This window comes from Methylopila capsulata, from assembly GCF_016907975.1.
GTDB lineage: Bacteria > Pseudomonadota > Alphaproteobacteria > Rhizobiales > Methylopilaceae > Methylopila > Methylopila capsulata.
Map to the genome: position 1 here is coordinate 144,787 of NZ_JAFBCY010000004.1, position 14,580 is coordinate 159,366.

A 14,580-nucleotide genomic window follows, 5' to 3' on the forward strand; every position below is an offset into this window, starting at 1 on the left:
CACCGCACCCTTCGCTCCGGGGATGGATAAATTATGGTCGCAGACGCCAGCCGGTCTTCACAGAACCGGCATCGCGGGGTGGCGGCCGCGAGGGGGCGTCGCTACGGCTTCGTCGATCTCGAACATCCCGAACGGGATGCCGGCCTCGAGGAGATTGAAGATCTTCGCCTCCGGCGTCCGGTCGAGCGCCGGTTTCAGCCAGGCGAAGATGATGTTCTGGTCGATCCACCAATTCGAGTTCCCGCTGTCCTGGAACGTCGACAACGAGAAATGTGAGACGCGAGCCAGATCATCGGCGAGCCGCCGGGCGTTCCCGCTGGCTTTGAGGAACAGACACGAGGCGTTCAGGGTCGCCCATGTCTCGATCTTCGGCGTCTTGATCGCGATGAAGCCCTGCCTGAAGCCGAAGCTCCTGACTTGATCGTAGAGGCGCATCCCCACGTCGCCCTGGGAGCGCCAGATCGGTGCGAGGTGGGCCGGCGACGACGCGTATTGGATGTCGATATCGGTCAAGACGATATCGCCCTTCAGCTCCTGCAGAAACAAAGGCGCGCGGAGGAAGCGGGCGGTGGCGTAGTAGAACGGCATTTTCAACGGCGGCGTCTCGCACGACAAGGACACCCTCGGCTCGCTGTCGATCGCCGCCATGACGGCCGCGGGCACGTCGGCGGGGTCTCCCATCAGGTGGAAGTGCGCGCGCGCGTTCCCGTCCAGTTTGAACAACGACTTCGTGTACTTGTCGTAATAGGTCGCGAGGTATTTGGGGTCCGCGCAGGCAACCGTTGTGATTTCGGCGGCTTGGCTCGACGGGGACTTGAGGTACCTAAAGCCGCAGGCTTCTGCTGAAAATCGCGGGTCGCCGGCGTCTCCGTCGAGGCATGCCGCCGCCTGGTCGTTCGACAGGAACGTCACATGGCCGGCGCCATTGAAGATGCTGGTGTACTCCGGCTTGCGACAGGTCGCGAAAAGCTCGGCCGCGACGCCTTGTTCGTTGAGTCCGAGATGGCAGATCCCGCGGATGAACGCGCGCCGGGGCTCGGCGACGTTCGGAGTCTCGGCGAGATACCGGCGCAGCGTCTTCGTTCGATAGGCGTCGTCGTGCCAGAAGGCCTCGGTCTGCCCCATGCGGCGCAGTAGCCGCAGCATGCCCATGGTCTTGCTCGCCGGTCCGAGGATGCCGAAACGGCCAGCCTCGACCATGGCGAAAAGGCTCTCGAAAATAAGCGCGCGGAGCGCCGCTCCGCCGACGAAGTCGTATTTCCAGACCGCGTCGAGGTTGGCGAGCGCCCAGACGTACCGGTCGTGAGCGCTCTTGCCCGTCGCTTTGGTGTCGTCGAGCGTTCTCGAGACGAGGCCGAGGGGATCCAGAAGGCCATCGCCTAGCTGCCGGGACTTGCCGAGAGCGTCGTCGATCTCCGCCGTAGGCCGGCCTTTCGCTCTGAGGTAGGCCGATTTACCGGCGACCACTACGGATAGCCACGTGACAAGCCGCGCGGCTTCGCCCTCACGCGCCAGACCGTCGAACTGATCGTCGATGTAGGCGATCGCGGCGGCGAACTTCCCGGGCCGGTCGTCCTTTTCGCATTGGTCGATCAGCAGGCCGGCGAGGAGGCTCGCTTCGCGGGGCGCGCCGTCAGCGCTTGTCGCGGCCGTAAGTTCGGCGATCGCCGCCGAGCGCGACTTGCCGGCCATCGAAAGCTTGGATCGGGCGGCAGGCGACAGGTTTTTTGCGGCGACGATCGCTCCGGCTCGGACCGCGTCCAGTCGGGCGCGCAATGCGCGGTCGCGGATCTTCGCCGACGCTTCGCACATCTGGATCAGAAGACTGGCGTGCGAGGTCCGCAGCGTGACGCCTTCCGCAAGCGCTTTCTCGAACAGCTCGACGAAGCTCTCGTGCTTTTCGAGCTTGTGAGCCAAAGCGGCGAGTGGTTCGAGAAGTTTGCCGAGGAGCGACTTGCCGCGCGCTTCCGCGGCGCTCTGGAGCGCCATTCCGTCCGCGAAGAGCTTCCCGAGTTCGTCGTTCAGCGGGTTTCGCTTCGAATGCAGCGCGACTGTCGATTTGTAGTCTTGAAGAAATGTGCCCGGCGTCAGCCGCGCCGCCGCCACGGGTGCGGCTGACGGGGCGAAAATCTTGTTGAACGAGGTTCGGAGGATCATGACGCTGCTGCTCGTTTCTCCCGCAAAGCACTGACCACGCTTTAGGGCTCGTCACTTGGATATCAGAAACTGAAGCTTCCGGTCCCGGGCGGCGGCGAGACTGCGGATCGCCGGAGCGCGGGTCGACTTTTCGAAGGCGGGCGCCAGGGGGCGCACGCCTTGCCGCGTCCGAGGCCGAATTCGCCGCCTTCCGGCCGCTCTCACACCCGGTGGTCGCGGATCGAGGCGAGCGTCAGCCGCGCGATGATCCAGGCGATGATCGTGCCGGCGATGACCCACATCAGGCTCTTCGACTTGTTCGGCAGGATCGGATCGACGGGAACGCGGGGCGACACGATGTTGACGATGTAGAGCTTCTTCATCTCCGCTTGGACGAGCGAACTCTGCAGCATCGCGACCGCCGAGGAGTACTTCTGCTGGGCGAGGCCCTGATCCACGCTGAGCATCTTGTACGAGCCGATCAGGGGCGCGAGCGCGTCGGTCTTGCCGGTCAGGCGCTGCTGCTCTGCGGTCAACTGCACCTCCAGCGCGTCGAGCATGTTACGGATTTCCGACGTCCGAGGCGAGGTGGGCGTCGAGGTCTTCGACAGCGCCGTCATCTCGGCGCGCTTGCTCGCGATCTGGTCGCGCAGGGTCTGGATGATCGTGCCGTACGACGTGGTCTCCATCGTCGGGTCGATCATGCCGTTGGCGAGCTGGAAGTCCGTGATCGCCTGGTTGGTCCGGCGCATCTCGTTGGCCGCCTCGGAGACCTGCTCCTGCGCCAGCTTGATCATGTCCGCGCGGGCGCGCTCGTTGAACTGGTTGACCAGCTGCTCGCTCATCCGCGACAGCTCGGCGCCGATCTTGAAGGCCGTATCGGCGTCGTAGCCGTAGGTCGTCAGGCTGATCTGGCCCTGCAGATCGTCGTAGGAGACTTCAATCTGGGAGAGATAGTGCTGGTACTGCCGCTCGTGGCGCGCCTCGGGCGAGAGCCGCCCGAACCAGTCGATCGAGGTCTCCTGCATCCGCGGCGTCAGGTTGATCCGCTTGTTGAGCTCGTCGAAGGCTTCGCGCGATTTGATGTAGTTGACGACCGCGTAGGACTCGTCGATCGCGCGCTCGGCCTGGCTCGGCACCGGCTGCCCGACCTGGCCGACCATCGATCCGGGCACGCCCGAAACGCCGCTGGCTGGGTTTCGGATGGCGATGACGCTTTCCGCGACGTAACGGTTGGAGGCGATCCCGAACAAATAGATGCAGGCGACGACGAGCGGCACCGAGAGGAAGAGCGCGTTGAACAGGCGCATCTTCTTACGCCAGGCGTCGCGCGAGGAGGGGCGTTCGAAGCTCTCGACGTCGTCGATGCGACCGCGCCGCAGAGGCGGGGGCGAGGGACGTCGGGTGTCGACGAAATCCTCGGCGGGCGTGGCCACCGCGGTCGACGGCGCCGCGGCTGCAGCTGTGGCGGTCCGCAGCGCGAGCGCGTCGGCGCTTGCGCCAGCGCGAGGGGCCCGGCGCCGCGCGCCGATCGGGTTCATGTTCGCGATCTTCATTGGACCTCCGCCATCACTCGGTGAGCGGGTCGGAGAGATCTTGCCCGTCGGTCGCCCCACGGAACGCCAAGATCGCTTCCCCCTTGCTGTCGAATTTCTGCAGCTTACGATTGATGATCACATAGCACTCATCGCACATTTCGCGAATGGTCTGAGCCGTCCGGGTGACCACAATGAGGCTGCGGTCGCCCTTCATCTCAAGCAGCTTTTCTTGCACCAGATCGCGAAACGGTTTGTTGCCCAACGCAACCCGCTCATCAACAACATAACAATCGAAAGAAAGCGCCAAGCACAGACTGATCGTCGCCCGCGTGTTCAGCTCGTCCGGTAACTGGTCGAGCTCGACGTCAAGATCCTGCCTCTTGATCTTACCAAGATCAGTCACCGCGTCAAGCATATCGGGCGGCCAGGCGTTGTAGATCGCCGATACGAACCGAACGTTCTGACGGATGCTGAAGCGTTTGCTGAAAATCGTGCGCGACGCCAGCGGCCACGACACCGTCATGCCGCAGTCGACCCGCCCTTCGGTCGGCGACTGGTTGCCGTTCAGCAGGTTGACCAGCGTCGTCTTTCCGGAGCTCGCCCCGCCGAGAACGCCGATCGACACGCCGCGGCGGAACTCAGCGTCCGCACGGTCGAACACCAGCGTTTGCTTCCGCCCAGCGCCGAGGACCTTCGTCACGCCGCGCAGGCGGATCGTATCCTTGTGCCCCCCGCCGATCTCGGTGAAACCGGCCGGGTCGTCCCGCAGCGCCGCGAAGGCGCCGCCGCCTCTCAGCAAGCGCGCGATCATAGGCCGTCCAGCGCGAAGGGATCTTCGCTCTCCGTGGCGCGGCGGCGGTCACGCTCGTAGAAGGGTCGGCAAAGCCGCTCGCACATCAGGCCGATGGCGAGGGTCGAGACGACCCAGACCCCGACATAGAGGCTGCTCGCCACAGGCGACTCATAGGCCACGAAATAGCCGCTTCGAATGAATTCGCACAGGTGGAACAACGGGTTTTCGATGACGATCCATCGAAACATGTACGGCACTTCCGGCCAGATGAAGTGCACGCCGCTGGTGAACATGAGGACGCGCATCAAGACATGCTGCACGGTGCGGAAGAATGGCGCGAAAGTGTTGATCGCGCCAAAAACCATGCCGACGCCGAACCCGAACACCGAAGCGACCACCAGCACGGCGATGACCACGAACGGCTGCTCGATCCAGTCGGAAATGCCGATGAAGAAAAACGCGGTGAAGGCGCCCATCGCGAGGCAGAGGTAGAACAGCGTGTTCACGACCGAACGCGCGATCAGCACGTCGAGCTGCGTCACGCGCGGCATGAACTCATAGCGCGACTTGGCCGAGGCGAAGCTCGAGGCCTGGGACAGCGTCGTCTTGAACGTCCAGAAGATGAACACGCCGCATGTCAGGAACGGCACCATCGGCATGCCGTGATGCGTCCTCGACCCGGTGAAGTAGCGCAGGGCGGCGAGGCCCGCGACCATGATCGCGAGGCCGCCGATTTCCTCGATCACGCCGAAGGTCTTGCGCGCGAAACGGGCGGACGCCTCGGTGCCGACCAACGCGATCACCGTTCGGATCTGGTTCCGCGCAGCGGCGACGAACCAGCCTTCATGGCGTTCGTTCGCCCATATCGTCATTTCGCTGCCCCGATGGTCGCTGGCGCAGGCGAGGCGGGCGCCTTCAAGGCCGCCGCCTTGGACGCCGCCTTGTCTGCGCGGCGCAGTTCGGTGACGTCGTGCTGCAGCGTCAACCCGGTCAGCACGGGGTGTTCCCAGATGGTCTCGCCCGGGCGCGCCGCGATCGGCGCCACGTCGACCGGCAGGGCCTCGAGCAGCGCGTCGCCGTCGAGAAGATCGACCGGCGTCCAGTTGGCGTCGACCGCGCGCATGAGCGCGTCCCAGTCCGTTCGCGCGGCCCGGCTCTGTCCGTAGGCGCGGCGCGTCTTGAGGCCAAGGCCCGTGTAGAGGTCGACGATCCGCCGGTCCGTGCCGCCGTCGGGATCGAGATCGAGGTCGAGCGGCCCGGCGCCGTTGGGCGAGAAGTACAGGCAGGGAATGCCGTAGCTTTCGGCGACCACCATGCCGTGCAGGCTGGTCGACACGATCCGCTCGCACGCGAGGATTTCGTCGATCTTCTCCTGAATCGACCTGATCGAGATCGGCGTCACGGTGGTGATCAGCCGGACGTCGTCCGCATACTCCGGCTCGACCACGCACCGCACGATGTGGTCTCGGGGGTGGGCTTCATAGGTCCTGTCGGCGAGTTCGGACAGATGGAGGATGACCCCGATCTTCCACTTCTTCTCGACCTTCGGCGCGTAAAACCGCGGAAGCAGCCAGACCGGGTCGCCATAGATCCCGGAGCCTTGACCGCCGCCGTTGAGCAGGCGCTCCGAGACAGGCCCACGGGTCGCCGAAACCTTGAAGACGGAATCGGCGGAGGGGACGAACGGCAGATGCTCCGCGGCCGGGGCCGAGGGATTGGCCCAGTTCGAGCTGCCGGTTCCCCAGAACCATGTCTCGCCGCCGGAAAATCCATGGCCGATGGTTCCGACCGCCGCCATGCGAAGCGTCGCGGACTTGAAGGGCACGCGTCGAACGGGCAGTCCGCATCCGAGGGCGACCATCACCGGGCTGAGGGCGTCGCCGAAATTCAGATAGTCCATCTGCATGGTCGAGCCGGCCCACCCCAGAGGGACGACGCCATTGCTTCGCGCGTAGTCGGCCAGGCTTCCCCGCATGACGTCTCCTGCTGTCCCCCGGCCGCCCGTCCGAGCGAACGCGCCGCTCGGCGGGACGCCCGCAGCGCGCCCGGATTGCGGCGTCGCTGACGAAGCATCAACATTTTAAGTGACCATTTTATGGTCACACGTTGCGGTGCAGCAAGACCTTTCGGCGCGGCGACGCGGCTTGCCGGATCAGAACGGAATCTTGGCGATCATCGCCGCCGGCGCGTTCCACACCTTCGACGCCGACGACACCGCGAGCGGCAGCGGGAACGCGTCGATCAGCGGCCGGTCGTCGTACGCCAGCGGCCGCCAGCTTTCATCGACCCAGCGCATGACCGCGTCCCAATCCGTCATGCGTGCGCGGTCGAGACAGAAGGCCGACAGGCGGTCGCGGCCGGCGCCGGTGTAGAAGTCGCGCATGCGGTGGTCGATATGCGCGCCGGGGTCGTTCAGATCCAGCATCGCGCCGTAGCTGTCGCCATAGGTTCCGAACCAGGAGCAGGGAATGCCATAGGTCTCGGAGATCACCAGGCCATGCAGGCTGGTGGAGACGACGCGTCGGCACGACACGATCTCGGCGATCTTCGCGCGCATCGCCTCGGGAGTGGCCGGGCAATAGGTGTTGATCAGGCGGATGCGATCCTGGAGATGCGGCGGGATGTAGTAGCGCTTGAGGATCGCCTTGGCGGTCGCGTCCGGATCGGCGCTTTCGAGTTCGGAGATGTGCAGGATGACGCCGAGATCGTGCGTCTTCTCCACCTCCGTCATCGGCCAGATACGCGGGAGAACCCACACCGGGTCGCCGTAGACGTCGGGAACGGAGATCCCCTGGCTGCGAAACGTCGCGGCGCTCCGGGGACCGCGCAGCGCATAGACGTTGAATTCGGTGTCCGGGGGGCGGATGTAGCCGCGATGCGCCGGGTCGACCGGATTGCGCTCGGCGTCGACGCCGGTCCCCCAGAAATGAAGGACGCCGTTGCGCTGGTTGTGGCCGATGGTCCCGACCGCCACCATCCGCTCCGCCGTCTGGTCGAAGCCGGCCCGCCGAACCGGCAGCCCGGCCATGACCGCGACCACGAAGGCGCTCAAGGCGTCGCCCACGTTCGCGTGAGGATGCTCCCGCGTCGTCGCGACCCATGAGAGGGGCACCGAGAGGACGCCGAGGTTCATGCGCACCAGAGTGGCCGCGGAAGCTGACGAGGATTGCGGCCGCTCCTGCAGGGACGGCTCAGGAGGCGGCGAACTGACGGTCTCGGGAAGCATGGAGCCTTGGGGGGAATGAGGAGGGCCTTTAGGCGGCCCAACAGGTGATCAGAGGATTGAATCGATCAAAGCAAGCCGCGAACCTATGGCGCCCGACCCGCGCTGGAAAGTGCAACCAAGGCGGTAGCGCCTTTTCGCCCCCGTGACACGCTTTCGCTTGCCTACGTCGCGGCGCGTGGTTCAGATCGTGCGCGTTCGTCGGCGGGTCGCAAGGCGTCGCCTCCGTCGCGGACTTTGGGTGTGCGGAGAAGAGGTGTTCTCGTATGGCGAACCGCCGATCGATCATGCTCGACGGCTACAATCTGGCCCTCGAGAAGGGGACCGGAGTGGCGACCTACGCCCGAAACCTGAGCTTCGAATGCAAGGAGCTCGGCTACAATACGGAAATCCTCTACGGCTCCCGCGCGTCCCCGAGCGCGGACAAGCTCATGCGGGAGATCGCGTTCTTCGATCCTCACGCCGGCAAGCCGCACCCCGTGCTGCAGGCCGTCCGATGGTTGCGGGAGTCGGCGGTCGCGCCGCTCGGGCTGCAGGCGCACAAGGTCCCGATCACCGGCAAGGTCGTCACGCGCAGCTTTGAATCGCGCATGCCCTATTTCGACCAGATCTGGAACGTCCCGGACCTGTTCCACAAGTCCTACCGCAACTTCCGCACCTACAAGACCATGCTTCGCGTCAGCTCGATCACGAAGCCGGACATCATGCACTGGACCTATCCGCTTCCGATCCGGATCCCGGGGGTGAAGAACATTTATACGCTGCACGATCTGGTGCCGCTCAAGCTGCCCTACACCACGCTCGACAACAAGAAATTCTACATGCGGATGATCAGGCGCGTTCTGAAGAACGCCGATCATATCGTCACCGTTTCGGAATGCTCGAAGCGGGACATCATCGAGCTCTTCGACTATCCTGAAGACAAGATCACCAACACCTACCAGTCGGTCGACATTCCGAAGAAGTACCTCGACAAGCCCGAGGACGTGGTGAAGCGCGAGGTCGAGGGCGCGTTCGGCTTGGAGTACAAGGGGTATTTCCTCTACTTCGGGGCGGTCGAGCCGAAGAAGAACATCGGGCGCCTGATCGAGTCCTATCTCGCGAGCGACGTGAAGGAGCCGCTGGTGGTTCTGGGCAAGCCCGCCTGGAAGTCGGAGGAGGAGCTCCGCTTCCTGTCGGAGTCCACCAACCGCTACCTCGAGCAGATCGAGAACTTCACCTTCCAGCGCGACCGCGTGCGCCGGTTCGACTACGCCCCGTTCCCGCTCCTGGTCAGCCTGATCCGCGGCGCGAAGGCCGTCGTCTTCCCGTCGCTCTATGAGGGTTTCGGGCTGCCGGTGCTGGAGAGCATGCTGTGCGGCACCCCGGTCATCAGCTCCGATCAGTCGTCCATCCCCGAAATCGCGGGCGATGCGGCGCTGCTGGTCGACCCCTACGACACCCGCGCGATCGCCGAGGCGATCCGGACGGTCAGCACGAACGGCGAGCTGCGGGCGGAGCTTTCGGCGAAGGGCAGGGCGCAGGCCGCGCTGTACTCGCGCGAGCGCTACCGCAGCGCCATCAAGGGGATGTACGACAAGGTGGCGGGCGCGCCGGCTTGATCCGCGCGGACGCCACCTAAGCCGACGCGCCGCCCGGTCCGTCTCCGCCCGACAAGCGGCGGCGCGACCGGGCGCTTGTTCCGACGCCTCAGGCGGCGTCTTCGCTCGCGATCAGTTCCGCGATGTTCTTGCGCATGCGCGCGGCGACGGCGCTGCCGGGCACCGGCGACGGCGTCCGGTACTTGCCCGGGCGGATCGCGGTGGCGGAGCGCTGGGAGGTGCTGTGCACGAGCTCGATCAGATGATCGAGCGCCGCGAAGTGCTTCTCCCAGGTCGGCGGCTTGAAATGCGCCAGCCGCTCGATCTGCGCCGCCCGGCGCTCCGAGTCCGGCTTGGCGTAATCGACGATCGACCGCATCCACTCGGCCCCGTCGATCGGGCTGATGTAGTCCGGCGCGTCGTGCGCAATCTCGCGAAACACCGATAGGTCGGAGCAGATCGCCGGCGCGCCCATAGTCAGCGCTTCGGCGAGAGGCAGACCGTAGCCCTCAGCGAAGGACGGCATGAGCACCGCCCGCGCGTTCGCCATGAGATGGCGCAACAGCTGGTCGGGCAGCCGGTTGCACTCGATCACATGCGGCGAGAGCGCGTCGCAGCGCTCCATGATGTCGATGACGTTCTCGTTCTCCCATCCGCGCCGGCCGATCACGATCAGCTTCGGCACGACCGGAGACGTTTCCGCGAGATGGCGCCAGAGATGCAGGATGGTCAGGTGATTCTTGCGCGGCTCGATCGTGCCGATCATCACGAAGTACGGCGTGTCGATCGGCGGGAGGTCCACCGGGTCGTGGAACTTCTGCTCGACGCCGAGCGGGCTGACCACGGTCGGCGCGAGATTGAGCCCGTGCAGGGTCGCGAACTCGGACAGCATCTGGCTGGTGTGCTCCGAATTCGTCAGCGTCGCGACGGCCGAGTTCAGCACCGTGCGCATGCGCGCCTCGTGCTTCTCGCGGTCGCCGGGCCGGGCGTATTCCGGATGCGAGATCGGAATGAGGTCGTGGACCAGATAGATCGGCAGCAGGTTGCGGACCTCGACCAGCCGGCTCACGTCGCGCCGGGCGATCAGGCCCTCGTGCGACACGTTGAGATAGACCGCGCCCTTGTTGAAACGGCGGCAGGCGCGATCGGGCCATAGGCTGAGAGGGGACAGCAGCACCGGCAGCGACGGCGCGAGCGCGGGGATAGAGCTGCGGCGGATGGGCTCCTCCATGCCGGCCGCGAGGGCGTTCGGCTGGATCTCGAGGAAGTTCTCCAGCCGGCTGATCTCGCTGCGCGAGGCCAGTTCGTTGCTCATCTCCCAACGGGTCGTCAGCGTCTCGATGAAGCTGTGGCAGGCGTCCGGGTTGAGCCGCCAGGGCCGCGAGCGCAGACGGCCGATGAAGTGCGCCTCTTCAGGGTAGTGTTCGCGCAAGTGCCGGGCATAGGCCAACTCGACGCGGTCGATCCCGGTCGGCGTAAACGCCGACGATCGCCGCAAAAGCCGCGTGATATCGAAGATGATGTTCAAGCTTCAACCCGTTATTACACAGACAGCGATGTATTTAAAAAGGTCGTCAATCAGCGATTGAAATTGGGGGAATGACGCGTCGGCCTAAACGACCGCCGCACGCATGGCAAAGCTCGTCGATACTTGGCGCGGAACATATGTTCCGTCAAGCCCGGACGCCCGCTGCGGGCGGCCGGCAACCTTCGGAGTCGACCCTTGGCGCTCCGGGTCGGGACAGCCCGCCACGGGTTCAGAGCGGCGTGTCGGCCTCGTCCTTCACCCGCGCATACATGTCCTCGTAGCGGACGATGTCGTCCTCGCCGAGATAGGAGCCGGACTGAACCTCGATCAGGTTCAGTGGCACTTTGCCGGGATTTTCGAGCCGGTGGACGCAGCCGAGCGGCAGGAAGACGGACTCGTTCTCGCGCAGCAGCACCTGTTCGCCGTCGCGGGTCACCAGAGCGGTGCCGTTCACCACGACCCAGTGCTCGGCGCGGTGGAAGTGCTTCTGCAACGAGAGCTTCGCGCCGGGCTTCACGGTGATGCGCTTCACTTGGAAGCGGTCGCCGGTGTGGATCGACTGGAAGAAGCCCCACGGACGATGGTTCCGCAGGGTCTCGGTGGCGGAGGCATGGCCCGCGGCGCGCACCTGGTTGACCAGCGTCTTGACGTCCTGGTCGCGGTCCTTGGTCGTGACCATCACGACGTCGGGCGTCGCCACGATCACGAGGTTCTCCACGCCGAGCGCCGCCACCAGCTGGCCCTCGCCGCGGATGTAGCAGCCCTTGGCGTCCTCGATGACGGTTTCGCCCGCGACCACGTTGCCGCTGCGATCCTTGGCGCCGATGTCCCACAGCGACGACCAGCTGCCGGCGTCGGTCCAGGCGAAGTCGGCGGGCACCACGACGGCGCGGTCGGTCTTCTCCATGACGGCGTAGTCGATCGAGATCGACGGGGCGTCGCGGAAGGCGTCCTCGCCCAGCCGCACGAAGTCGAGGTCGCGCCCGGCGCTGTCGAGCGCGCGTCTCGCCGCCGCAAGCACGCTGGGATCCAGCTTCTGGAACTCGTCGATGAGCGCCTGCGCGGGCAGCAGGAAGATGCCGCTGTTCCACAGATAGGCGCCGTCGGCGAGATAGCCCTCCGCCGTCGCCCGGTCGGGCTTCTCGACGAAGCGCTTGACGGAGTAGCTGCCGGGGGCGGTGGCGTGGGCGTCGCCCTGCTCGATGTAGCCGAAGCCCGTCGCAGGTTCGGTCGGCTTGAGGCCGAACAGCACCAGCCGTCCTTCGTGCGCCGCGACGAGCCCGCGCTCGACCGCGGCCCGGAAGGCGGCGGGGTCGCGCACCACATGGTCGGCGGGCATCAGCAGAAGGATGGCGTTGGGATCTGTCGCGACAGCGACCAGCGCGGCGACCGCGGCCGCCGGCGCCGTGTTGCGTCCGAACGGCTCGAGGACGATCGTGGTGTCGTCGAGGCCCAGAGCCCGCATCTGTTCGGCGATGATGAAGCGATGCTCATGGTTCGCTACAACCATAGGCTTTGTGAAAAGCTTGGGGTCGCCGACGCGGCTCGCAGTGTCCTGGAGCATCGTGCGATCGCCGGCGAGAGCGAGAAGCTGCTTCGGATAGGCTTCGCGCGACAGCGGCCACAGCCTCGTGCCCGTGCCGCCCGACAGGATCACCGGCGTGACCTTAGACGGCCCTGTCGTACGTCTCACGTCGCCACTCATCGTCTTGGACTCCCCCGCTAAATCTGAAGCCGGCAGACCCGTCGGCCATCAAACGTCGGCCCGGCGGCCAAATATGTGCGCTGCAACAAATTGACTTTGCAGGCGCAAAATAGCGCGATCTGAGGCGACTTTGTCAATCGCGCAGTTTCAGATCGCAACCTGGCGTTGCTTGGAAACCCGCCGGCGCGAGGGATCGCCGGCGGGGAACTGAGGGCCTTCCGTCAGATTGTCTGGTTGTATGCGCCGACCTCCGAGCGCCGCCGGAGAATGCCGTCGACCGCTTTGAACATCTCGTGAAGCCGCGCTTCGGACACCGGGCTTTCGATCACGACGACCAGTTCGGGCTTGTTCGACGAGGCGCGCACGAGGCCCCAGGTGCCGTCCTCGCAGGTGACGCGGACGCCGTTGACGGTGACGATGTCGACGATTTTTTGGCCGGCCACCGGCTCGCCCTCGGCGTGCATGCGTTCGAAGGTCGCCGTCGTTTCGGCCACGACGTCGTATTTCACGTCGTCCGCGCAGTGCGGCGACATGGTCGGCGAGCCCCAGGTCTTGGGCAGCGCGCGCTTCAGGTCCGCCATCGACTTGTCGGGGTTGCGATCGAGCATGTCGCAGATCGCGAGCGCGGAGATCAGCCCGTCGTCGTAGCCGTAGCCGATCGGCTTGTTGAAGAAGTAGTGGCCGGATTTCTCGAAGCCGACGAGCGCGTTGAGCTCGTTCACCCGGCGCTTGATGTAGGAGTGGCCGGTCTTCCAGTAGTCGGTCTTGGCGCCCTGGGCGATCAGGACCGGGTCGGTCATGAACAGGCCGGTCGACTTCACGTCCACCACGAACTGGGCGTTGGGGTGGATGGCCGAGAGGTCGCGCGCGAGCATGACGCCGACCTTGTCCGCAAAGATCTCGTCGCCCTCGTTGTCCACGACGCCGCAGCGGTCGCCGTCGCCGTCGAAGCCGAGGCCCACGTCCGCGCCGTGCTCCAGCACCGCGTCGCGGATCGCATGCAGCATCTGCATGTCTTCGGGGTTCGGGTTGTACTTCGGGAAGGTGTGGTCGAGCTCGGCGTCGAGCGGGATCACCTCGCAGCCGAGCCGCTCCAGCGCTTCGGGCGCGAAGGCGCCGGCGGTGCCGTTGCCGCAGGCCGCGACGACCTTCAGCTTGCGGGTGATCTTCGGGCGATCCAGCAGCTTGGCGAGGTAGCGCTCGGGGAAGTTCTCCTCGAAGGAGTAGGCGCCGCCGCCGGGCAGCTTGAACGCCGCCGCGAGCACGATCTCCTTGAGCCGCGTCATCTCTTCGGGGCCGAAGGTCATCGGGCGCTGCACGCCCATCTTCACCCCGGTCCAGCCGTTGTCGTTATGCGACGCGGTGACCATCGCCACGCAGGGGCAGTCCAGCTCGAACTGCGCAAAATAGGCCATCGGCGAGAGCGCGAGCCCGATGTCGCGGACCTTGATTCCGGCCGCCATGAGCCCGTTTGCGAGCGCGATCTTGATCGAGGCGGAGTAGCTGCGGAAGTCGTGGCCGACGACGATCTCCGGCCGGATGCCGAGTTCGTGGATCAGAGTGCCGAGCCCCATCCCCAGCGCCTGCACGCCCATGAGGTTGATCTCGTCGGGAAACAGCCAGCGCGCGTCGTATTCCCGGAAGCCGGTCGCCTTCACCATCGGCGACGATTCAAACTCATATGTGTTGGGCTTGAGGAAAGGCTTGGGCGTCGGGAACATGCGCGCGAAGATCTCCGTGATTGGCAAAACCGCTCCAAACGGAGCCGCTCCAGCCATGATGCGGCGCAATGGAGCACGAAGGGTCGGACACGGCAATCGGTAGCGATACGGCGCTCGCGAAACGGGCCATGCAAACCGGCGTCACCTCGCCGCACGGCCCCAAGATGAGACCCGCTTCCCCGCAGGATCCGCGCGGGGGCGCGACGGACGTCGCCGCGGAGCGGAATTTTCTGGGTGATGCAATATTCGCGCTCGCCCTGTGCCGCGGAAAGCGTCATGCCTCGAAACGACCCAGGCCGCCGACGCCGTCATTTCGCTGCGGTCGTGACGGAGTAGAACAGATGGTCCGTTTCTCG

Annotated in this window: 10 protein-coding genes; 1 reads left to right on the forward strand and 9 read right to left on the reverse strand. The window is 65.4% G+C overall.

What is annotated here, in order from left to right; all coding sequences use genetic code 11:
* Positions 1-57 precede the first annotated feature (57 nt).
* The 6 genes from JOD31_RS16625 to JOD31_RS16650 form a co-directional block, all read right to left on the reverse strand.
* Positions 58-2,106 (reverse strand): hypothetical protein, encoded by a 2,049-nt coding sequence (locus tag JOD31_RS16625; RefSeq protein WP_204951554.1) that lies wholly within the window; start codon positions 2,104-2,106, stop codon positions 58-60.
* Positions 2,107-2,357: 251 nt separating this feature from the next.
* Complete coding sequence (locus tag JOD31_RS16630; protein WP_204951555.1) at positions 2,358-3,692, reverse strand: KpsE/RkpR family capsule polysaccharide export protein; 1,335 nt, start codon at positions 3,690-3,692, stop codon at positions 2,358-2,360.
* A 13-nt stretch (positions 3,693-3,705) separates the two neighbouring features.
* Positions 3,706-4,485: an ATP-binding cassette domain-containing protein gene (locus JOD31_RS16635; protein WP_204951556.1), complete on the reverse strand. Its 780-nt coding sequence runs from the start codon at positions 4,483-4,485 to the stop codon at positions 3,706-3,708.
* Entirely contained in the window at positions 4,482-5,339 is an 858-nt protein-coding gene (locus tag JOD31_RS16640) for an ABC transporter permease (RefSeq protein ID WP_204951557.1), read from the reverse strand. Before JOD31_RS16640 ends, JOD31_RS16635 begins: the two co-directional genes overlap by 4 nt.
* Entirely contained in the window at positions 5,336-6,442 is a 1,107-nt protein-coding gene (locus tag JOD31_RS16645) for a polysaccharide pyruvyl transferase family protein (RefSeq protein ID WP_204951558.1), read from the reverse strand. Before JOD31_RS16645 ends, JOD31_RS16640 begins: the two co-directional genes overlap by 4 nt.
* A 177-nt stretch (positions 6,443-6,619) precedes the next feature.
* On the reverse strand, positions 6,620-7,600 hold the full coding sequence (locus JOD31_RS16650; protein WP_204951559.1) for a polysaccharide pyruvyl transferase family protein: 981 nt from the start codon (positions 7,598-7,600) through the stop codon (positions 6,620-6,622).
* A 356-nt stretch (positions 7,601-7,956) separates the two neighbouring features.
* Here JOD31_RS16650 and JOD31_RS16655 point away from each other — a divergent pair, with 356 nt between their 5' ends.
* The gene (locus JOD31_RS16655) at positions 7,957-9,291 is read left to right on the forward strand and encodes a glycosyltransferase family 4 protein (RefSeq protein ID WP_246482559.1); all 1,335 of its coding nucleotides are present in this window, start codon (positions 7,957-7,959) and stop codon (positions 9,289-9,291) included.
* Positions 9,292-9,379: 88 nt separating this feature from the next.
* Here the strand turns inward: JOD31_RS16655 and JOD31_RS16660 are convergent, their stop codons facing one another.
* The 3 genes from JOD31_RS16660 to JOD31_RS16670 form a co-directional block, all read right to left on the reverse strand.
* Entirely contained in the window at positions 9,380-10,702 is a 1,323-nt protein-coding gene (locus tag JOD31_RS16660; protein WP_246482560.1) for a glycosyltransferase family 4 protein, read from the reverse strand.
* A 325-nt stretch (positions 10,703-11,027) separates the two neighbouring features.
* Entirely contained in the window at positions 11,028-12,491 is a 1,464-nt protein-coding gene (locus JOD31_RS16665) for a mannose-1-phosphate guanylyltransferase/mannose-6-phosphate isomerase (RefSeq protein ID WP_271206221.1), read from the reverse strand.
* A gap of 233 nt (positions 12,492-12,724) precedes the next feature.
* Positions 12,725-14,224, reverse strand: coding sequence for a phosphomannomutase/phosphoglucomutase (locus tag JOD31_RS16670; RefSeq protein ID WP_204951562.1), 1,500 nt, complete (start codon positions 14,222-14,224; stop codon positions 12,725-12,727).
* Positions 14,225-14,580: the final 356 nt, after the last annotated feature.